18 protein-coding genes are annotated in these 19,649 nt (G+C 66.8%); 6 read left to right on the forward strand and 12 right to left on the reverse strand.

The genetic code is table 11. The features are described from left to right. Positions 1-2: 2 nt before the first annotated feature. Complete coding sequence (locus tag C7T96_RS20185; RefSeq protein ID WP_199190526.1) at positions 3-1,427, forward strand: PLP-dependent aminotransferase family protein; 1,425 nt, start codon at positions 3-5, stop codon at positions 1,425-1,427. Between the two features lie 79 nt (positions 1,428-1,506). On the opposite strand, the gene C7T96_RS20190 is transcribed toward C7T96_RS20185, so the two are convergent. Beyond that, on the reverse strand, positions 1,507-2,343 hold the full coding sequence (locus C7T96_RS20190; protein ID WP_106573069.1) for a universal stress protein: 837 nt from the start codon (positions 2,341-2,343) through the stop codon (positions 1,507-1,509). Between the two features lie 111 nt (positions 2,344-2,454). Further along, complete coding sequence (locus C7T96_RS20195) at positions 2,455-2,730, reverse strand: cytochrome c (RefSeq protein ID WP_245414194.1); 276 nt, start codon at positions 2,728-2,730, stop codon at positions 2,455-2,457. Positions 2,731-3,173: 443 nt separating this feature from the next. Between C7T96_RS20195 and C7T96_RS20200 the strand changes: the two genes are divergently transcribed. Next, positions 3,174-3,944, forward strand: a complete 771-nt coding sequence (locus C7T96_RS20200; RefSeq protein ID WP_106573071.1) for an SDR family oxidoreductase — start codon at positions 3,174-3,176, stop codon at positions 3,942-3,944. A gap of 61 nt (positions 3,945-4,005) precedes the next feature. Here C7T96_RS20200 and C7T96_RS20205 read toward each other — a convergent pair whose 3' ends face one another. From C7T96_RS20205 to C7T96_RS20240, 9 genes are read right to left on the reverse strand one after another with little or no spacing between them, the layout of a single operon-like run. Then, positions 4,006-4,401, reverse strand: coding sequence for a CBS domain-containing protein (locus C7T96_RS20205; RefSeq protein WP_106573072.1), 396 nt, complete (start codon positions 4,399-4,401; stop codon positions 4,006-4,008). Continuing rightward, positions 4,398-4,565, reverse strand: coding sequence for a hypothetical protein (locus tag C7T96_RS24250; RefSeq protein WP_164749937.1), 168 nt, complete (start codon positions 4,563-4,565; stop codon positions 4,398-4,400). Before C7T96_RS24250 ends, C7T96_RS20205 begins: the two co-directional genes overlap by 4 nt. Before the next feature lie 12 nt (positions 4,566-4,577). Then, positions 4,578-5,540 carry an FAD:protein FMN transferase gene (locus C7T96_RS20210; protein WP_106573073.1) on the reverse strand — a complete coding sequence of 321 codons (963 nt, stop codon included), beginning with the start codon at positions 5,538-5,540 and terminating at the stop codon, positions 4,578-4,580. Positions 5,541-5,542: 2 nt separating this feature from the next. After that, complete coding sequence (gene nqrF / locus C7T96_RS20215; protein ID WP_106573074.1) at positions 5,543-6,763, reverse strand: NADH:ubiquinone reductase (Na(+)-transporting) subunit F; 1,221 nt, start codon at positions 6,761-6,763, stop codon at positions 5,543-5,545. Beyond that, entirely contained in the window at positions 6,760-7,362 is a 603-nt protein-coding gene (gene nqrE, locus C7T96_RS20220) for an NADH:ubiquinone reductase (Na(+)-transporting) subunit E (RefSeq protein ID WP_106573075.1), read from the reverse strand. The genes nqrF and nqrE overlap by 4 nt, the downstream gene beginning before the upstream one ends. Then, complete coding sequence (locus tag C7T96_RS20225) at positions 7,359-8,021, reverse strand: NADH:ubiquinone reductase (Na(+)-transporting) subunit D (protein ID WP_106573076.1); 663 nt, start codon at positions 8,019-8,021, stop codon at positions 7,359-7,361. Before C7T96_RS20225 ends, nqrE begins: the two co-directional genes overlap by 4 nt. Then, positions 8,018-8,830 (reverse strand): NADH:ubiquinone reductase (Na(+)-transporting) subunit C, encoded by an 813-nt coding sequence (gene nqrC / locus C7T96_RS20230; protein ID WP_106573077.1) that lies wholly within the window; start codon positions 8,828-8,830, stop codon positions 8,018-8,020. The genes C7T96_RS20225 and nqrC overlap by 4 nt, the downstream gene beginning before the upstream one ends. After that, positions 8,818-9,666: an RnfABCDGE type electron transport complex subunit D gene (locus C7T96_RS20235; RefSeq protein WP_106573078.1), complete on the reverse strand. Its 849-nt coding sequence runs from the start codon at positions 9,664-9,666 to the stop codon at positions 8,818-8,820. Before C7T96_RS20235 ends, nqrC begins: the two co-directional genes overlap by 13 nt. After that, the gene (locus tag C7T96_RS20240; protein WP_106573079.1) at positions 9,666-11,021 is read right to left on the reverse strand and encodes an NADH:ubiquinone reductase (Na(+)-transporting) subunit A; all 1,356 of its coding nucleotides are present in this window, start codon (positions 11,019-11,021) and stop codon (positions 9,666-9,668) included. Before C7T96_RS20240 ends, C7T96_RS20235 begins: the two co-directional genes overlap by 1 nt. A gap of 365 nt (positions 11,022-11,386) precedes the next feature. Between C7T96_RS20240 and C7T96_RS20245 the strand changes: the two genes are divergently transcribed. Together C7T96_RS20245 and C7T96_RS20250 are read left to right on the forward strand one after the other, a co-directional pair. Then, on the forward strand, positions 11,387-13,801 hold the full coding sequence (locus tag C7T96_RS20245; RefSeq protein WP_106573080.1) for an FAD-dependent oxidoreductase: 2,415 nt from the start codon (positions 11,387-11,389) through the stop codon (positions 13,799-13,801). A 4-nt stretch (positions 13,802-13,805) separates the two neighbouring features. Beyond that, complete coding sequence (locus C7T96_RS20250) at positions 13,806-16,214, forward strand: FAD-dependent oxidoreductase (protein ID WP_106573081.1); 2,409 nt, start codon at positions 13,806-13,808, stop codon at positions 16,212-16,214. Positions 16,215-16,337: 123 nt separating this feature from the next. On the opposite strand, the gene C7T96_RS20255 is transcribed toward C7T96_RS20250, so the two are convergent. Continuing rightward, complete coding sequence (locus C7T96_RS20255; RefSeq protein ID WP_106573082.1) at positions 16,338-17,264, reverse strand: LysR family transcriptional regulator; 927 nt, start codon at positions 17,262-17,264, stop codon at positions 16,338-16,340. A 106-nt stretch (positions 17,265-17,370) separates the two neighbouring features. Here C7T96_RS20255 and C7T96_RS20260 point away from each other — a divergent pair, with 106 nt between their 5' ends. Together C7T96_RS20260 and C7T96_RS20265 are read left to right on the forward strand one after the other, a co-directional pair. Further along, entirely contained in the window at positions 17,371-18,747 is a 1,377-nt protein-coding gene (locus C7T96_RS20260; protein ID WP_106573083.1) for an aminotransferase, read from the forward strand. Positions 18,748-18,758: 11 nt separating this feature from the next. Continuing rightward, entirely contained in the window at positions 18,759-19,649 is an 891-nt protein-coding gene (locus tag C7T96_RS20265; protein WP_106573084.1) for an NAD(P)-binding domain-containing protein, read from the forward strand.

Here is a 19,649-nt window from a genome sequence, read left to right on the forward strand (position 1 = left end):
TATTGCAGCGGTTCAATCGAAACATTGCGCTGATGGCAATTTGGATTCCAGATCTCGACGGCCGCACCGGACCCAAATATCTTCAAATCGTGGCCGCCATGGCCGAGGACATCGCCTCCGGCAAACTGGCGGCCGGCGCCCGCCTTCCACCGCATCGCGAGCTCGCCTACAGGCTCGCCGTCTCGGCCAACACCACCGCCCGCGCCTATGCGGAAGCCGTGCGCAGGGCGCTGCTTCGCGGCGAGGTCGGGCGCGGCACGTTTGTCAGGTCGCCCGACGGCCGGAAGGACGGCGAGACGGCAAACAGCCTACACCGGACGCGAAGCGGACCGATCGACCTGTCCCGCAACCTGCCGCTACAGGGGTTTGCCGAACCGCATGTCCGGCGTGTTGTTGAGGAGATAGCGCACGGTTCGCGACTGCCGGCGCTGCTGGACTACCAGGCCGACGACGACCTCGCGTTCCATATCCGGGCCGGACAGGCGTGGCTGGATCATTGCGGCGTGAGCGCCGGACCGGACGAAATCGTCGCGACCGCAGGCGGACAGCATGCCGTTTTGTGCACATTGATGGCCGTCCTGCAGCCGGGCGATCTGCTGCTGACCGAAGCCCTCACCTACATGCCGGTGCGCGCCATGGCAGCGCGTCTGGGCCTGCATGCCGCCAGTGTCGCGATGGACCGGGAAGGTGCGATCCCCGAGGCGTTTGAAGACCTCTGCCGCCATGCGCATCCCAAGGCCTTCTACCTGACCCCCACCTTGCAGGCCCCAACGACCGTCACGCTTTCGCACGAACGGCGCCGGGCGATCGCCGATATTGCCGGCCGCCACGGCGTGATCCTCATCGAAGACGACGTGTTCGGACCGCTCAAGGCCGACCGCCCGGCGCCGCTCGCGACACACGCACCCGACCACACGGTCTACGTCACCAGTCTCTCGAAAACGGTTGCGCCCGGTCTGCGGGTCGGCTTCGCGCGCGCAGCCGAACATCTGCTGCCCGGCCTGCGCCACGCGGTCAATGTGAGCGTCTGGATGACGCCGCCCCTGACGCTGGAAATAGCCGCACGCCTGATCGTCGATGGCACTGCGGCCGAACTTGCCGCCCGCCAGAGACAGGTCGCCGAGCAGCGGCAGGCGCTGGCGCGCGCCCTGCTGGGCGACAGCGGCCTGGTTTCCGACCCGCACGGCCTTCATGTCTGGATGCCGTTGCCCGAGGGGTGGCGCGCCGATGCGTTTCGCGCGCGCTGCGCGCAATACGGCGTCCTGGTGAGTGAAGCCCGCAGCTTCGCCGCCGAAGCCGCCGGCGCGCCCGACGCCGTGCGGATCTGCCTGAGCCACGAAATCGACGAAGCGCGACTCCAAAAGGGCCTGCGAAAGATCGCGCAACTCCTGCACGACAAGACGGGCAACTACGAACTGGGCCTTTGAACGCCGGCCGATCACCCGCGCTCCCGTCCCAGGCCGCTCGAAACTGCCTAGCCGGCCCGACCTTTATCTGCGGGCAGGTTCAGTGGGAAAGCAGGACGGGCATCAACAGATCGCTCAACACCCCTTGCGTCGCCCCGCCGAGCACGAAATCGCGAATGCGCGAATGGCCGTAGCCGCCCATCACCAGGAGCTTGGCCCGCGCCTCGATCGCCGTCTGCTGAAGCGTCTCGGCGATCGGGCAATCCTCGGCATGGAAGGGCACCGCCTCGGCATTCAGGCCTCGTGCGCGAAGCACGCCCGCCAGCCGCTCGCCGGCATCCTTTTCCTCCAGCGGCTTTTCGTCCAGAACGGTGACGACCGAAATCCGCGACGCCCGTTTCAGGAACACGCTTGCGTCAGCCACCGCGCGCGCGGCCACGCGGCCGCCGTCCCAGGCGATGGCGACGTGGTCGAAATGGGAAATGTCGGAGAGTTCCGGCAACAGGATGGTCGGCCGGCCCGAGCCGAACACGACGGCCTCGGCGGTCGCGCGCGAGGTCGCGTTGCCCGCCTCCCAGCCGATCAGGCTCATGTCGAAATACCGCGCTTTCCTGGCGGCGGCGTCGGCCAGCATCGCCAGCGGCGCCGCAACGGTCTCGGTGGCGACCTCAACGCCGATCCGCGCGGCCTCGTCGCGCAGCAATCCCAGCAGGTGCGCGCCGCGCTGTCGGCTTGCCGCCTCCGCCTGCCGGATCAGGGCGGGCGTGTCGAGCAGCCATTTCGAAAGCACGTTGGCCGTGTCGGGAATATCGGCCTCGATGGCCAGTGCGTGCAGACCCGCATCGATCGCGGCGCCCACACGCACCGCATGCTCGGCAAACGCGTCCGCGTTGGCTTCCGGATAGGTAACGAGGGGAACGAAGGCTTCGAGTCTCATGAGCGTCCTTTCCAGCCCGCGCACTATCGCGCCCGCGCAGGGCCATCGCCTTGATCTGTCTCAAACGGCGGCCGCCTGGCTCGCGGCGTCTGACGACGCGCGGCCGGGAGCCTAAGGATTGAGGCTTTTGATATAGGCGATGATGGCGCCGATCTGTTCGGGAGCGGCGACGAATTCCGGCATATCGGGATGACCGGTCGACAGGCCCTCGGCCAGTGCTTCCTCGAGCGATTCGATCGGATAGCGCTGGGAAAGCGTGCGCAATGGCGACGCGTCCGGATGAGGGCTGGCGTCGGTCGACCCAGTCGCATGGCACTGCGCGCAATTGGCCTCGATCAGCGCGCGACCGTCGGCGACCGGCCGCTCGTCAGCCCGGGCCTGCGACATGGCCGCCAGCACGACGCCGAGGGCGGCGAGAACTCTGATCATCTTTTCCTGTCTCCTGCAGTTTCGGGTTTGTGCCCGCGCGAGGCTGACACCGCATTGACCTAGCGCAAAGGATGGATCGGCCGCGCCAGGCCCTTGTTTGGGAACCTCCGGATCGAGACCGCCGGACCGGGCCGGCGATCATCCGCCACCGCCCTATGCCAGCCCATCGGCGCCATGACCACGCCTGGAGGCGCAAAAACCCGATCGCGCGGTTCGTGCCGCCGGCTCGGCAGGCAGGCGTTCGCGCTACCCGCCAGGGGTGGTCGGGCATAGTCGCCGCCTGCGGCCCCAGCGCCGTTTTGCCGACGAAACAAGCCTCGGCTTGATCCCCGTCAAGGCGCGCCCGCGCCAAATCCGTTCTTCTGGAAAACCGTCAAGGAAGAGATCCGGAGTAGCACGAGATGGGACTTGTTTCAGGAAAGATTGCGCTGGTTACGGGTTCGGGCGCCGGCATCGGCCAGGCGACCGCGGTCAGGTTTGCGGCGGAAGGCGCCAAGGTGGTGGTGTCGGACGTAAACGAAACGGGCGGCGCGGAAACCGTCGAACTGATCCGCAAGGACGGCGGCGAGGCGATTTTCGTCAAAGCCGATATCTCGTCCGCCGCCGACGTCTCCGCGCTGATCGCCAAAACGGTGGAGACCTATGGCCGTCTGGACTGCGCCTGCAACAATGCGGGTATCGAGGGCAAGATCGCGCCGCTGGCCGAACAGGATGAGGCGGATTTCGACCGCGTTCTGACGATCAACGCCAAGGGCGTCTTCTTGTGCCTGAAGGCCGAACTGGCGCAGATGGCGTCGAATGGCGGCGGCGCCATCGTCAATCTGGCCTCCGTCGCCGGCCTGGTCGGCTTTCCCGGCCTCGCGCCCTACGTCGCCTCCAAGCACGCCGTCAACGGCCTGACGAAGAACGCGGCGTTGGAATACGGCAAGCACGGAATACGCGTCAATTCGATCTGCCCGGGAGGCATCGACACCCGCATGCTGGACTCGCTCGCCGAGCAGTCGACCGACGGCGCGCAGACATCGGCGGAAATGATGGACCCCATGCATCCGATCGGGCGGATCGGCCGGCCCGAAGAGGTGGCGGAACTGATCGTGTGGCTCTGCTCTCCACGCGCCTCCTTCATGACCGGGGCAAACGTCCCGGTGGACGGCGGCTACGTCGCGCAATGAGCCTCCGGCCTCTGCCGGTCGCGCCGCTGCGGTGGCGCGATCGGCCTCCGCACGCCGCTCCTCACCAGGTCTCGATCAATCCCCGCAGCACGTCGCTGCGGCTGATCTGACCGGCGAGACGACCGTCGCGCAGCACGGGAAAGCGGCGGAAATGGCTCGCAAGGAAGCGTTCGGCCGCCTGTACAAGTTCCATCTCGGCCTCGAGGGTCTCGACCTGGGTGGCCATATAGTCTCCAACCACGCCGCCCCATTCCCGATAATAATGCGAGCTGAGCGCGGCCTTGAGACAGTCCTTCTTGGACAGCATGCCGATCAGTTGGCCCTTGTCGTCGACCACGGGCGCGCCGGAAAGCCGCGCGTCGAGCAGGATTTTCATCGCCTTGTTGATTTCCATCCCCGGGGTCAGCGTCACCAGTTGCGTGGCCATATAGTCGGCGATCTTCGGCCTGGCTTTCATGGCGTGCGCCTCGTCTTGCAGCCGCAGGCCGCACAATCCGCGCCGTCGCCGCCCGAAAGCCCGCCGCACGAACCGCGGATCGGAGCGCGCCCGAACAGCAGCCCGAGCGCCAACCCGCCGATGGACAGCAGGATCAGGAAAAGCGTGAGAAGAAATGTCTGCATGCCCGCCTCCGCTCAAAGCAGCCGCGCCTGGAAGCCGGCGGTGGCGACCTCGCGCGCATCGTCCATGACGAACAGCGCCTCGATCGCCGCGCGCCGGGCGAATTCGGGGCCCCGCCGCGCGCCCATCCCGTAAAGCGCCGTGGCCAACGCATCCGCCGTCATCGCCGTTTCCGCCGCCACCGTGACCGAGCCGAGAGCGGAACGCGCCGGCGCGCCCGTTGCCGGATCGATGATGTGGCCGTAGCGCCGTCCGCCATAGGCATAGCCATTGACCGCATCGCCGGACGTGGCCAAAGACATGCCGTCGAGCGCGACCGCGCGCTGAAGGCCGCCTTGCGGCAGCGGCCGTTCGATGCCGATCCGCCAGCGCCGGCCCGACGGGTGGCGGCCGATGGCGAAAACCTCGCCGCCGAGTTCCAGCACGAAATCGGTCATGCCGCGCGCGCGGCACACGGCGACCATGCGGTCGAGCGCATGGCCCTTGGCGATGCCGCACAGATCGAGCGACAGGTCCGGCCGCGCCTTGCGCGCCGCGCCGTCGGCCACCTCGATCTCGCCGGGCCGGCCGGCCCGGCCCTGACGGATCGGGCCGAAGCCGTAGCGGCCGACCAGCGGGCCGAGCGTCGGGTTGAAGGCGCCGTCCGTCAGGGCCGCGACGCGCAGCCCCTCCGCCGCCACCGCGCAGCTCGCCGCCGACAGCGCCTGCCAGCCGGTTGTGGCCGCGCGGTTGAAACGCGACAGCTCGCTGTCGGCGCGAAACGGCGACATGGCGCCGTCCACCGAGGCGATGACCGCCGCGAAAGCGCTTCGGATCGCCCCCGCGTCCAAGGGCCCCGCCGCCACGAGGGTCCAGGACGCGCCGAAAGCCGGGCCACGCAGGACACGCTGCCCGGCCTCCGCCGCCTCGGCCGGCAGGGCCCCGGCCAGCACCGCACCGCCTGCAAAAAGCATCAGATCGCGTCGGGACAGTTTCATGGTCAGACTCCGAAATCGTCGAAGAAGATGCTGTCGGGATCGACACCGATTTCGTCCAGCATGGCCAGCACCGCCTTGATCATCAGCGGCGGGCCGCAGAGATAATATTCGCAATCCTCGGGAGCCGGATGGTCGGCCAGATGGTCGCTCAGCACGACGTCGTGGATGAAGCCGGTGGCGCCCTTCCACGCGTCGCCGGCGGCCGGTTCCGAAAGCGCCGGCGTCCAGGAAAAATTGGCATGGTCGGCCTGTAGGGCGTCGAACTCGTCCTGATAGAAGAGGTCCGCGCGGCTGCGCGCACCGTACCAAAAACTCATCCGCCGCTTTGTGCCGAGGCGCTGGAGCTGATCGAAAATCATCGCCCTCAAAGGCGCCATGCCGACACCGCCGCCGATGAACACCATCTCGCGATCGGTCTGGCGCGCGGCGAAATCGCCATAGGGCCCGGCCACGGCGATTTCGTCTGCGGGCTTGCGGTCAAACAGCCACGACGACACGATCCCCGGCGCGGCACCATCGACCGTGGGCGGCGGCAGGGCGAGCCGGATCAACAGGACGATGCGGCCGGTATCCTGCGGCCGGTTCGCAATCGAATAGGCGCGCGAGGTGGAGCCGGCGCTGTGCGAGACGAGCGCGCGCAGCCCGAGCCGTTCCCATGTCTCACGATAGGCGGGCGCGACGTCCAGCTCGGCGAAGCGCAGATCATGGGCCGGCGCGGTCACCTGCACGAAGGCGCCGGCGCGAAAATCGAGCCTTTTCCCGGATGGCAGCTCGAGCACGATTTCGCGGATCAGCGGCGACAGCATCCGCGTCGACAACACCCGGCAAACCCAGCTTTCCACGCCCATGATCTCGTCAGCGACGCCGACGTCGAGGTCGTTGCGCACGCTCACCTGGCAGGCCAGGCGCACCCCTTCGCGCATCTCGCGACGGGTGAGCTTCGCCGCCTCCGTGGGCGCGGGCGCGCCCGCGCCCTGCTCGACCGTGACCCGGCACTGGCCGCACGTGCCCTTGCCGCCACAGGCGGCGGGCACCGGCACGCCGCCATCCGTCAGGATTTCCAGCAGTTTCATACCCGCCCGGCCGTGCAGGGTCTTTTCCCCGTTCACGCGCACCGCGACGCCGACACTCGGCAACAGCAGCGCCCGCGCGGCGACCACGATCGACGACAGGATCAGCACGACCGCAACGAACAGGACCGCGCCGAGGACGATTTCGTTCATGGCAGCCGCACCCCGGCAAAGGCCGAAAAGCCCATCGACATCAGCCCGGCGACGATGAAGGCCGAGCCGAGACCCTGCAGCCCGGCGGGAATGTCGGCATAGCGCAGCCGCTCGCGGATCGCGGCGAAGGCGACGATCGCCAGCGCCCAGCCCAATCCGCTGCCCAGCCCGTAGACGACGCTTTCAGCGAAATCGTAACGCCGTTCCACCATGAAGAGGCTGCCGCCAAGGATGGCGCACTGGACCGTCAGCAGCGGCAGGAAGATGCCGAGCGCGCCGTAAAGCGCCGGCGCGTAGCGATAAAGCACCATTTCGAGAATCTGGACCACCGCCGCGATCACGCCGATGAAGACCATGAAACGCAGAAAGGACAGGTCGACCTCGGGCAGGCCGGCCCAAGTCCAGGCGCCTTCCGAGAGCAGGAATGTCTGTACCAGATAGTTTGCCGGCACGGTGATCGTCTGCACGACCGCCAGCGCCACGCCAACGCCCAGCGCCGTTTCGAACCGGTTCGACACGGCCAGGAACGTGCACATGCCCAGGAAGAAGGCGAGCGCGAGATTGTCCTCAAGCAGGGCGCGCTGGAAAAGCTCGATCATGCCCGCCTCCGCTGATCGCCGGTGCGCAGTCGAAACTCCGGCTCCTCGGCCTGCTCGGGTTTCCAGGTACGCAGCGCCCAGATCAGGAAACCGATGATGAAAAACGCGCTCGGTGCCAGCAGCATCAGGCCGAGCGGCTGGAACCAGCCGCCAGCCTCCACGGTGGGCAGAACGGAAAAGCCGAGCAGCATGCCGGTTCCGAAAAGCTCGCGGATTGTGCCGACCACGACCAGGATCAGGCTGTAGCCGAGCCCGTTGCCGAGACCGTCGAGCGCGGCGGCGAGCGGCGGATTGCGCATCGCAAAACCTTCGGCGCGGCCGAGCACGAGGCAATTGGTGATGATCAGCCCCACGAAGATCGAGAGGCGCTGGCTCATGCCGTAGGCATAGGCCCTGAGAAGCTGATCGACGACGATGACCAGCGAGGCGATGACGGTCACCTGCACGATCAGCCGGATCGAGGACGCTATATGGTTGCGCATCAGGCTGATCAGGAAGCTCGCGGCGACGGCCGTGAAGGTCAGGGCCGCGCTCATGGTCAGCGAGGTCGCCAGCGACGTGGTGACGGCGAGCGCCGAGCAGATGCCGAGAATCTGCACGGTGATCGGGTTGCCGTCGAGGATCGGAAACAGAACTGTACGCAAGCCGGCGCGCCTCATCGCGGCAGCCTCCCCTCGCGCAGATTGTCGAGGAACGGGCCGAACCCGTCCGCGCCGAGCCAGAATCGGACGAGATTGGAAACGCCGAGCGAGGAGCGCGTCGCGCCGGTGATGCCGTCGACCTCGTAGGCGTTGCCGGACGCGTCGCGCACGACGCCTATGCGCATCTCGCCGGCCTCGTCGGCGACCTTCTTGCCGGCCCACTGGGCCTGCCATTCGGTGTCGGTGATGCGGCTGCCCAGCCCGGGCGTCTCGCCCTGCTCGTAGATCGAGATGGCCGCGATCGTGTTGAGGTCGCCTTCAAGCGCCAGATAGGCGCGGATGGTCGACTGGTAGCCGGTGCCGTAGGCCGGCAGCACGACGAGCAGCGTCTCCTCGTCCCGGCGCACGATGTGGACCGGCGCAAGGTCGGGCCGCCGGCCGATGCCGGCAATGTCCTGCTCTTTCGACAGCGCGACCGAGCGCGCGGGGTCGGTCGCTGCCGCCGCCGCGTCGAAGGAGGCCGGATCGACATCGTCCTCATAGATACCGGCCGTCAGGTCGACGATACGCGTCTCCAGCGTGTCGGCGTCGACCTCGCCGAGAATATCGGCCATCCCCGGCACGGAAGCCAGCATCTCGGCCATGCGCTGCTGGCGGGCGCGCTCGACATTCTCCATCTGCCGCGGCTTGAGGCTGACGGCGGTGACAGCCACGGCGACGGCCGAAACGGACGCGACCAGAAAGGCCACCAGGAAGGTCTTGGCGCTGCTGTCGTTGGGCAGCGCGAGGAATCGCCGCCACCAGCTGAGAGGGTTCAGGTCTGCCATGGCCTGCGCTTCCTGCGAGTGATGTTGATGCGGACGGCGATGCGGTCGATCAGCGGCGCGAACACGCTGCCGAGAAGGGCTGAAAACACGATGGCGGCGGTGGAGCCGACGCCCTGCCCGGCTTCGCCGAGGATGACGATCAGCACGCCCACCAGCAGCCCGTGGGCCCAGCGTCCGGGGTTGGTGGCCGCCGCGCTTGCCGGCTCGCACACGAGATAGACCGCGCCGAGTGCGAGGCTCGACGTCAACAACGCGCCCGGCATGCCGAGCCCCTTCAACATCGCCCAGCTTGAAAAGCCGATCGCCACGGACACCAGGATGCGCCAGGAAATCAGCCCCGACGCCAGAAGAAGAAGCGCCCCCGGCAGCACGGCGGCGGCGACGAGCAGCGTATCGCCCTGTTCGGCGCCTGATGCCGGGAACGAGAAGAACACGAAGGCAAGGGCGGCGACGGCCGGGTGCAAAAAGGAATAGCCGCGCCCGCCGAATATCTGCTCGCCGATCACCACGCCGAAACTCAGCGCCAGCAGCGCCTGCCAGGCGGGAAGCCCGGACGGCACCATCAGGCAGAAGACGATCGCGGTCGGCACGGCGTGCCAGTTCATCTGCCGGCCGCGCAGCCGCGTAAACAACAGGGTCCAGCCGAGCGCGACGGCAAGCGCACCGGCGATCAGCGGCAGGATCGCGCCCGCCGTCTCATAGGCCGCCGCGGCAAGCGGAAAGGCCAGCGCCAGCGAAAAGACGCTCGTTGCCCGGTCGCCGGTCCAGCGGCGTGGAAGATGTCCGCCCCGCCCGGCAGCCAGCGCGGTCTGAGGGAAGTCGATCCGCGCGTCCATCAGCCTTCCGCCTCGATCTGGTCAAGCACCTCGCGCAGCAAGGCGCCGTAATCCGTGCCGGTGGTGCACAGATGCGAAAGCAGCGCGAGATCCTCCTCCACCAAGTCGAGACACCCCAGATCGCGGGCCGTCTCGACATCGCCGATCGAGAGCGCGCGCAGCAGCGGCACCGGCAATATGTCGAGCGGCATAGCGCGCTCGAAGGCCTCGCGCGGTATGATCGCCCTGTCCGGGGCGCCCGCGAACAGCCCGCCCAGCCGGGCAAGCAGCCCGTGCCTGCCCCGCCCCTCCGCCTCGTGCGCAAGCACGGTGACCTGGTTGTGATAGCAGCCGAGATAGGCCGCCTCGCGACCGGACAGCGCCGGGCCGGAAATGACCCGCACCGCGCTCTCGATCAGTTCGCCGTCGAGCGCCTCGTCCAGCGAAGCGCCCACAGGCAGCCGCACCAGCGAGGGATCGCGCACGCCCGCGCCGGCGATCGCCACGACACGCTCGCCCGGTAACCGTCCGGTCGCCAACAGATGGCCGATGGCGATCACATGCTGGTAGCCGATCTGCCAGACCGTCCCGCCATGCGCCACCGGAGCGAGGTGATGGATATGGGTGCCCGCCAGCCCCGCCGGATGCCGGCCCGACACCGCGACGTCGCGGATGCGTCCGTCCCCATCGCCGCATAGCGACGGACCCGGCGCGCGGCACACGTAAACGGGTCCGCGGGTCAGCAGCGGCAGCACGGCGAGACCGCGCTGGAATGTGTCCGCGTGCAGCCCAATCGCCACGCGCGGATCCGCCGCCAGCGGATTGCTGTCCAATGCGGTCACGAAGATCGCGTCGGCGCGCGCGTCGGGGTCGGGAATGTGGCCGAAGGGACGTGCCAGGAAGGAGGGCCACAGACCGCTGCGCAGAAGAAGGCCGCGCATATCCCCCGCCTCGGCGGGGTTCGACGGCACGTCGTGGCTTTCCGCCTCGTCGCCGTCGCGCCGGATCACCAGCGAATCGAGCGCGCGCCGCCGGCCGTAATTGATCGCCGTGACGATGCCGGCGGCCGGTGCGGCAAAGGCGATCTCGGGCCGCTTTCGATCGACGAAGACCGTCTGACCGGCGCGGACCCTGTCGCCGGGCCCGACCGCGAAATCAGGTCTTACCCCGGGAAGGTCGTGGCCGGAGACCGCGACCGAGGCGACCGCGCCGGCCGCCTCGCGCACGAGCTGGCGCGGCTTGCCGGGCAAGCGGATGTCCAGCCCCCGCCTGATCCCCAGGTGGATCGGATCGTGTGTCCCTGTTCCAGCCAACCTTGTCCCAACCAACCCTGACCTGTTCCGTGCCGCATGAAAGAGGCAATCCGCAGACTGCATGTTTTGGAGCTTATTCCGACCGGCGATCCCCGCGCCTTGCGCTCGATCAAACCGTTCGTGTCTCGACCGTTTTCCAAGACCGGGCCGGATCGTTTCGAAGGGGCGTCACGGCCCGGGCGAGACCCGAGAAAGGCGAATGCGGCAACGATCCCTCCCGACCGGTTCGGAAAATCCAGCGGGGGGAAGGCCGGGGGCGAGGCGTTCGCGTCGACGGGCGGCGCGTCTTGTCCGGAAAGGCCGGCCGATTGAATTTCTTTCACCAAATCCCGTTCTTTATGTGTTTGGACACGGCCGAAACTGTTCCTACTGTCCCCGCGACCTTCGGTATCCGCCTCGTTTTCTTCGAAAATACGCTGATTTGATCAATGAAAACCCATGCCCATGTCGTCGTCATAGGTGGTGGTGCGGTCGGCATGTCGATCCTCTATCACCTGGCCAAGGCCGGCGTCAGCGACACGCTGCTGATCGAGAAGAACGAGCTGACCAGCGGCTCGACCTGGCACGCCGCCGGCAACATCCCGACCTATGCCAACAGCCAGGGCGGCATGCGTGCGGGAAACTATGCCTGGCGGCTCTACAAGGATCTGGCACAGGCCGTCGACGCCCCGATCACCTATCGCCATACCGGGGCCTTCTGGACCGCCCAAACCCAGGAAAGGGTCGACTTCTACCGCCACCTCGTCGGCATTGCCGATACGCTTGGCTATGATCTGCGCATGCTGACGCCGTGCGAGATGGAGGCGATGCATCCCTATTACACGGCCGGCACGCGCGTCATCGGCGGTCTTTACGATCCTTACGAAGGGGATGCCGATCCCAGTCAATTGACCCAGGCCCTGGCCAAGGGCGCGCGCGATCTGGGCGCCGCCATCGCCCGCTTCACCACCGTGCGCGCGATCACCCGGCGCCCCTCGGGCGACTGGCTGGTTGCAAGCGACAGGGGCGATGTGGTTTGCCAGGTGGTGGTCAATGCCGCCGGCTATTATGGGCGACGGGTCGGGCAGATGGTCGGCCAATCGCTGCCGATCGTCACGCTCGAGCACCAATATCTCGTCACCGAGGCGCTGGCGGAACTGGAAGCCGACCCGGCGAATTTTCCGCTGGTGCGCGATCCCGACTCCATGTTCTACCTGCGCCGCGAGCGCAACGGGCTGTTGATGGGCTCCTACGGGCACGCCGGCCGTGCCGCGTGGCTGGACGGCATGCCCGACTGTTTTGCCAATCAGCTTTTTCCAGACAGTGTCGACGACATGATGGAGGTGCTCGAAGCCGCGCTGGAGCACATCCCGCTGCTGCGGCAGGCTGGCGTCAGGCGCTTCGTCAACGGGCCGATTCCCTACAGTCCCGACGGCGCCCCGCTATGCGGTCCCGCCTACGGCATGCCGAACGTCTTTCACGCGTGCGGCTTTCCTGTCGGCATCACCCATTCCGCGGCGGCGGGCAAGGCGATCGCGGAGTGGATCAGCGAAGGCGAAACCGAGTGGGACATGGCGGCCTGGGACCCGCGCCGTTTCGGGGACTGGGCCGGTTTCGACTACGCCGTTGACCGGGCCTGCGACCTGTATGAGCACCAATATGCCATCCCCTATCCGCACCGTATCTGGACGTCCGGACGGCCCGTATGCCAGACCCCGCTAGCCGAACGCCTGAAGACCAAAGGCGCCGTCTTCGGCCAGGTCGCCGGCTGGGAACGGGCGTTCTGGTTTGAAACCGACACGGTCAGGAACAACGGCGATCTGCGCTTCCGGGACGAGGCCTGGCGCGAAGCGGCCAGGGGCGAATGCCTGGGCGTGCGCGACCGTGTCGGCATCATGGACCATGGCGGCTTTACGCGCTTCGAGGTCGAGGGCCCCGGTGCCGGCGACTACCTGAACCATGTGTTTTGCGGGGAGCTGCCCGCCGTGGGGCGGGTCAAGCTCGGCTACATGCTGACGCCGAGGGCCCGGATCTGGTCGGAAGCAACGATAGCCCGGCTGGACGAGGACCGCTATCTGCTTTACGGACCGACGCTGGCCGCCCAGCGCGATCATGATTGGCTGCGGCGGTTTCTGCCGCAAACCGGGGTCAGGCTGCGGCTCGGCTCGGTCTTCGACGCCGCCTTGATGGTGATGGGACCGAAATCGCGCGACCTGCTGCAGCCGCTGACCGGCGACGACCTATCGCGCGACGCCGCGCCCTTCATGTCGGTGCGCGAAATCACCGTCGCCGGCGCGCCGGCGCGTGCGCTGCGCGTCTCCTATGTCGGCGAACTGGGATGGGAACTGCATCTGCGCCCGGCCGACCTGACCGCCGTCTACGACGCGATCGCCGAGCGGGGCGCGGATGCGGGTCTGGTCGATTTCGGTTCCTACGCCCTCAACGCCATGCGGCTGGAAAAGGGGTATCGCGCGTGGGGCGCCGATTTCGGCACCGAACATACCATGTTCGAAGCCGGGCTGGATCGCTTCGTCAGCCGCCGTAAGCGCCATTTCGTCGGCCGCGACGCCTTTCTGGCGCAAAGCGCCGGGCCCCAAGAGTATCATTTCGCCGGCTTCCTGCTCGAGGACGACGGACCGGATCCGCTGCCCTCCGATCCGATCTATGTAAACGGCCAGCTCGCCGGCCATGTCAGTTCGGCCGGCATGGGCTTTCGCATCGGTTCGCGCGTCGCACTCGGCTATCTGAAGCGCCCGGCGGTCCCCGGCCACAGGGTCGACATCAAGATATTCGGCAAACCGGTTCCGGCCATCGTCGCGCGAACGCCGTTTTACGACCCGGACAATGCACGGCTGAAGGATTGACGCCATGAAAAAGCCCCTTCCAGACACGGTCCAGGTCGCCATCGTCGGCGGCGGCATCGTCGGATGCGCCATTGCCTATCATCTTGCCAAATCGGGCTGGGACGCCGCGCTGTTCGAACGCAAGAAGCTGACCTCGGGATCGACCTGGCACGCCGCCGGGCTGGTGAGCGAGACCCAGGCGACGCCGATCATGTCGACGCTGGCCAGATACGGCCTCGACCTGATGGAGCGGCTGGAGGCGGAAACCGGACAGCCGACCGGCTTCAAGCGAACCGGCTCGCTGACCCTGGCGCTGAACGACGCGCGCATGCAGGAGCTGCGCCGAAGGGTCGACTATGCGCATGGCTGCGGCATCGCGGCCAGAGAGATCCCGGTGCGCGACGCCCAAGGCCGCTGGCCGCTATTGTCGACGCACGGTGCCAAGGGCGCTTTCTGGTTTCCCGGCGACGGCAGCACCAACCCGATCGACACCACGATGGCGCTGGCCCGCGGCGCGCGTCTGCACGGCGCGGCGATCTTCGAGGATTGTAAGATTGAGCGGGTCGTGATCGAGAACGGCCGCGCCGTGGGTGTCGAAACGCCCGAGGGCCTGGTGCGGGCCGAACACGTGGTCTGCGCCACCGGCATGTGGTCGCGGGATTTCGGGCTTGCGCACGCGGTGAGTCTGCCGCTGCACGCAACCAATCACTATTACGTGGTCACCGACCCGATCGACGAGCTCGGCGACGACCTGCCGATAGTGCGGGTGGTCGACGAATACACCTACTACAAGCAAGATGCGGGGCGGCTTTTGATCGGCTGTTCGGAGCCGCACGCCACGGCCTGGCTGGCCGAGGGCGGCATACCCGAGGATTTCGAGTTCGGCGAACTGCCCTGCGACGAGGAGCACCTGTTGCCGATACTCGAACCGGCGATGGAGCGCGTGCCGATCCTGGCCGAGACGGGTATCCGGAAATTTTTCAACGGTCCGGAATGCTTCACGCCCGACGGGCGATATTATCTGGGGCCGGTCACTGAGATCGACAACTTATGGGTCGCCGCCGGGTTCAACTCGACCGGTATCCAGAACGGGCCCGGTGCCGGCAAGGCTCTGGCCGAGTGGATCATGGTCGGTCATATGACCATGGACCTTACCGACGTCGATGCCAGGCGCATTCACCCCGGCTTGAACGCGCCCGGCTATGTCGCCGCCAAGGCGGCCGAGACCCTCTCGCTGGCCTACGCGCTGCATTCGCCGCATCGCCAGCCGCAGGCCGCGCGCGGCTTGCGGCGCACCCCCTATTATACCGCCCTTGCGGCGGCCAGCGCGGCGTTCGGCGCGGTTGGCGGCTGGGAACGGCCGATGTTCTTCGGAGCGGCGTTCACCGATGGTTTCGAAAGACAGCCCTGGTTCGACGCCTGGCGGGCGGAGCATCAGGCTCTGCGTGACGATCTCGGCCTGATAGACCTGACATTCGCCCGCTTCGTGGTGGCGGGGTCGACGGCCGAGGCGGAGCTGCAGCGGCTGTGCGGCGGCAACGTGGCGGTCGCTCCCGGAACGCTGATCTACACCCATATGTTCAACGCGCAAGGCGGCATCGAAGCCGATGTGACGGTGGCGCGATTGCGCCCGGACCGCTATCTCGTCATGGCCTCTGCGGGGGCCGAGGCACCGGTCGGGCGCTGGCTGGAAACGAACGTCACGCGCGCCGCCGTCGTCAACGTCACCGCATCGGAGGCCACCCTCGCCGTGATGGGCCCCAGCGCGCGCGCCTTCCTGTCCAACCTGGTCGACGCGGATTTGTCGAACGAGGCCTTCGCCTTCGGCACCTGGCGGAACGTGTTCATCGGCAAGGCGCCGGCGCGCGCCCAGCGCATCACCTATGTCGGCGAACTGGGATGGGAACTCCACGTGCCCGCCGAGTTCGCCCAATATGTATTCGAGCTTCTGACGACCGCCGCGCGGGCGCCGCGCCTGTGCGGCGGCATGGCGGTGGAAAGCTGCCGGATCGAGAAAGGGTTTCGCCACTGGGGCCGCGATATCGGTCCGTTCGACAGTCCGGTCGATGCCGGTCTGACCTTCGCCTGCGATTTCACGACCGAGTTTGTCGGCAAGCAGGCGATCATGGCGCGCCGGCAAGCCGGCCCGACAACGCGTCTGCTGCAATTTCGGCTGCAGGAGCCCGATCCGCTCCTCTTCGGCAACGAACCGATCCTGCGCGACGGCAAGGTTGTGGGCCGGCTTGTTTCGGCGAGTTACGGCTGGACCGTCGGAAGCGCGATCGGCATGGGTTATGTCGCGCTGGAGGCCGGATCGACGCCGAAGGCCGCGGCCGAAACGCCTTACGCGATTCCCGTCGCCGGTCGCCATGTCGCGGCGACGGCGAGCCTGCGAGCATTGTACGACCCGAACAACGCGCGCATGCAAACGTGACGCTGCCGAACGGCTCCGGATGTGAGCTTCGCAGTGGCTGACGGGGCTTTGACCGGATCGCCGCCCGCGCCTGGCCAGACGAAATCCCGACGCCCGAACGTCTCCAGCGAAACAGGAACGGCGCTAAGCGACATGCAGGCCGCGACCGGGCAGTGAACACCATTCGGCCATCAGTTCCGCCACGATGCGGATTGGATTGTCCTGTTCCATATCCTCGTTGCGCAAGGCGGCGGACCAGCGAATAGTGATGCCCTGGCGCGTGAGCGGAACCCCTCTGATGCGGCCCTCGGCCAGGGCGCTCTGCAGGGCCCAACTCGTCAACACGCTGGTGCCCAGGTTCGAGGCGACCAGTTCCACGATCGCTTCGGGCAGTTCCACCGTCGACATCCATTTCGGATAGGTTTCGGTTGGACGGAACAGGCGGGCGAATTCCCGGTCCGGTCGCGGCACCTTGGTGTAGGTGATGAAGGGTTCGTCGACGATATCGGCGCCTTCGATGTAATCGCGCGTCTCCAGCCGGTGGCCGGGAGGCATGATGAACAACAACGGATCGTCGAACAGCGGGATCAGCGTCAGGCCGGTCTGACGCTGCTCGCCCGACACCACGGCGATGTCGATATGGCGGTTCATCAGAGCGTTCAGCGGTTGGGTCGAGCCGCCGGCCATGATCTGCAGATCGATTGCCGAACTGCGCGACTTCAGAAAACTCAGAAACGCCGGCAGCCATCGATAGTTCGAATAAAACTCCACCGACAGCCGCACGACATGCTGAATGCCGGCATTCATTCGCCTTACGTCGTCTTCGGCGCGCGTCAAATCCGCCAGCACCCGCTCGGCGACGACGGCCAGATATTCCGCCGCCGGCGTCTGGCGCAGCCGTTTGTGCATGCGCGTGAACAACGGCACGTCAAGACGCCGTTCCGCCTCGCGCAGACGATGGGAAAGCGCGGACGGCGTCACCCCGAGCCTGTCGGCCGCGTCGGTGATGCGGCCGGTCGCGATCACGGCTTGGATCATTTGCAGATGGCGGAGGTCCAGATAGGGCTTCATGACGGCTTTGCATGATTGAATTTCATCAAAACCATTGAAATTCGAGATTGCGGTTCAGTCAATCCTATTGTGATTTCGATCATCACTTTCGTACCGGAGCCGTTTCATGAACGTCGACGTCAAGACGACCATTGCGCAGGATATCGCCCATCACGTGCACCCCCAGACCAATCTGCGCGCCCATGCCGAACACGGCCCCACTTTGATCAATCGCGGCCAGGGCGTGTTCATCTACGACGCGGAGGGCCGCGAAATCATCGACGGCTTCTCGGGTTTGGGCTGCGTCAGCCTCGGCTATCACAACGAGCGCATCGCCGAAGCGGCCAAGCGGCAGATGAACACCCTGCCGTTTGCGCCCACTTTCTACAATCGCTCCCATCCGCGTGTTGCCGAACTGAGCGCCCGGTTGACGGCGTTGGCGCCCGGCGCCATGACCCGCGCCCTGTTCCAGTGCTCGGGCTCGGAGGCCAACGACACCGCCATCAAGCTGCTCTGGTACGCCAGCACCGCGCGCGGAGAGCCGCAGCGCCGCAAGATCATCGGGCGCATCCGCGGTTATCACGGCAATACGGTCGCCACCGTTTCGCTGTCCGGGCAGCCGCATATGCATGCCAAGTTCGGCCTGCCGCTGCCCGAGTTCAAGCATACCGAACTGCCCAACTATTACCGTTTCCACATCGACGGCGAGAGCGAGGAGGAATTTTCCGCGCGCATGGCGCAACGCTTCGAGGAGCTCATCCTCGCCGAAGGCCCTGAAACGATTGCCGCCTTCTTCGCCGAACCGGCGATTTCCGGCGGCGGCGCGCTGATGCCGCCCGCCGGCTACTGGGAACAGATGCAGGCGGTGCTGCGCAAATACGACATTACCTTCGTCGCCGACGAAGTGGTGTGCGGCTTCGGCCGGACCGGCAATATGTGGGGCTCGGACACGTGGGGCCTCAAGCCCGACATGGTGAGCTGCGCCAAGGCGCTGTCGGCCGCCTTCTTCCCGATCTCCGCGCTGCTTTTTAAGGACGAGCTTTATGCGCAGATGATGACGAATGCCGACGAGGTCGGCATTTTCGGGCACGGCTACACCTATGCCGGACATCCCGTCGGCGCGGCGGTCGCGTTGGAAACGCTGGCCATATACGAGGAGATCGACCTGGTCGGCCACGTGCGGCGCGTTTCGCAGCGGTTCCTGGAACGCTGCCAGGCCTTGAGCGACCATCCGCTGGTCGCCGACGTGCGCGGTGTCGGCCTGTTCTGCGGGTTCGAGCTGATGCGCGACGCCGTGCGGCGCGAGCCGTTCGATCCGGCCTGGAAGGTCGGCGAACTGGTCCAGAACTTCGCCCACGACCGCGGGCTCTACCTGCGTGCCATCGGCGACCGCATCAGTTTCATGCCTCCGCTCATCATCAACGAACAGGAAATCGACATCGCCGTCGACCGGTTCAAGCTCGCACTCGACGATGCGTGGAACATCGTCCGCGAAAAAATCTAGGGAGACGGATCATGACGACTTTGGCGGTGATTGGCCTCGGCGCGATGGGCCTGCCGATGGCACGACATCTGGCCGCGTGCGGCAACGCCGTTCTGGGCGTGGACGGCAGCGCGCAGGCACGATCCCGGTTCGAGGGTGCATGCGCGCCGGAGGATGCCGATCTGTCGGGCATGGAGGTGGTGATCACCATGCTGCCGGAAGGCAAGCATGTCCGCGACACCTATACCGGGCTGATCCTTGACCGCGCGGCGGCGGGAACGGTGCTGATCGACTGTTCGACGATCGACGTCGATACCGCGCGCGAGCTCAATCGAATGGCCGCGCAGCGCTCCCTGCCCCAGATCGACGCGCCCGTCTCCGGCGGCCCCCAGGCCGCGGGATCGGGAACCTTGAGCTTCATGGTCGGCGGCAGCGACCGGGATGTCGCGCGCGCCTGGCCGGTGCTGGAGCTGCTCGGCAAGAAGATCAACCATTTCGGCCCTCCCGGCGCCGGCCAGGCGGCCAAGGCATGCCACAACATGATCTGCGGAATCACCGCCATGGCCGTGCTGGAAGGCTTCGCGCTCGCCGAGGCGATGAATCTGGATCTGGGGCAGTTCTACACGCTGTGCGCGGGCGCGGCGGCACAGAGCTGGACGCTTGAAAACCGTTGCCCGATCCCCGGGATCGTTCCGAGTGCGCCGTCGTCAAACGGGTTTGCGCCCGGGTTTGCCGCGCAGCTCATGGCCAAGGATCTGCGCCTTGCCCAGGCAGCGGCCCGCTCCAGCGGCCAGACGACGCCGTTCGGCGCGCTCGCCGCCAACGCCTTCACGGACTTCGCGGACGGCGCCGATGGCGGTCTCGATTTTTCCGCCTACTACCGAACCCTGCGCACCGGCGCTCCCTGCCCACAGGACGATTGA

Source organism: Nitratireductor sp. StC3, assembly GCF_003015025.1.
Lineage (GTDB): Bacteria > Pseudomonadota > Alphaproteobacteria > Rhizobiales > Rhizobiaceae > Mangrovimarina > Mangrovimarina alexandrii.

Excerpts from the sequence above, each read along its gene's own strand:
- C7T96_RS20205 (WP_106573072.1), bottom strand. The coding sequence starts at position 4,401 with ATGAAAGCCAGGCCGAAGATCGCCGACTATATGGCCACGCAACTGGTG.
- C7T96_RS20200 (WP_106573071.1), top strand. The coding sequence starts at position 3,174 with ATGGGACTTGTTTCAGGAAAGATTGCGCTGGTTACGGGTTCGGGCGCC.
- C7T96_RS20265 (WP_106573084.1), top strand. The coding sequence starts at position 18,759 with ATGACGACTTTGGCGGTGATTGGCCTCGGCGCGATGGGCCTGCCGATG.
- C7T96_RS24250 (WP_164749937.1), bottom strand. The coding sequence starts at position 4,565 with ATGCAGACATTTCTTCTCACGCTTTTCCTGATCCTGCTGTCCATCGGC.
- C7T96_RS20210 (WP_106573073.1), bottom strand. The coding sequence starts at position 5,540 with ATGAAACTGTCCCGACGCGATCTGATGCTTTTTGCAGGCGGTGCGGTG.
- C7T96_RS20250 (WP_106573081.1), top strand. The coding sequence starts at position 13,806 with ATGAAAAAGCCCCTTCCAGACACGGTCCAGGTCGCCATCGTCGGCGGC.
- C7T96_RS20260 (WP_106573083.1), top strand. The coding sequence starts at position 17,371 with ATGAACGTCGACGTCAAGACGACCATTGCGCAGGATATCGCCCATCAC.
- C7T96_RS20245 (WP_106573080.1), top strand. The coding sequence starts at position 11,387 with ATGAAAACCCATGCCCATGTCGTCGTCATAGGTGGTGGTGCGGTCGGC.
- C7T96_RS20225 (WP_106573076.1), bottom strand. The coding sequence starts at position 8,021 with ATGAGGCGCGCCGGCTTGCGTACAGTTCTGTTTCCGATCCTCGACGGC.
- C7T96_RS20235 (WP_106573078.1), bottom strand. The coding sequence starts at position 9,666 with ATGGACGCGCGGATCGACTTCCCTCAGACCGCGCTGGCTGCCGGGCGG.
- nqrC (WP_106573077.1), bottom strand. The coding sequence starts at position 8,830 with ATGGCAGACCTGAACCCTCTCAGCTGGTGGCGGCGATTCCTCGCGCTG.
- C7T96_RS20190 (WP_106573069.1), bottom strand. The coding sequence starts at position 2,343 with ATGAGACTCGAAGCCTTCGTTCCCCTCGTTACCTATCCGGAAGCCAAC.
- C7T96_RS20240 (WP_106573079.1), bottom strand. The coding sequence starts at position 11,021 with ATGCAGTCTGCGGATTGCCTCTTTCATGCGGCACGGAACAGGTCAGGG.
- C7T96_RS20195 (WP_245414194.1), bottom strand. The coding sequence starts at position 2,730 with ATGTCGCAGGCCCGGGCTGACGAGCGGCCGGTCGCCGACGGTCGCGCG.
- nqrE (WP_106573075.1), bottom strand. The coding sequence starts at position 7,362 with ATGATCGAGCTTTTCCAGCGCGCCCTGCTTGAGGACAATCTCGCGCTC.
- nqrF (WP_106573074.1), bottom strand. The coding sequence starts at position 6,763 with ATGAACGAAATCGTCCTCGGCGCGGTCCTGTTCGTTGCGGTCGTGCTG.
- C7T96_RS20255 (WP_106573082.1), bottom strand. The coding sequence starts at position 17,264 with ATGAAGCCCTATCTGGACCTCCGCCATCTGCAAATGATCCAAGCCGTG.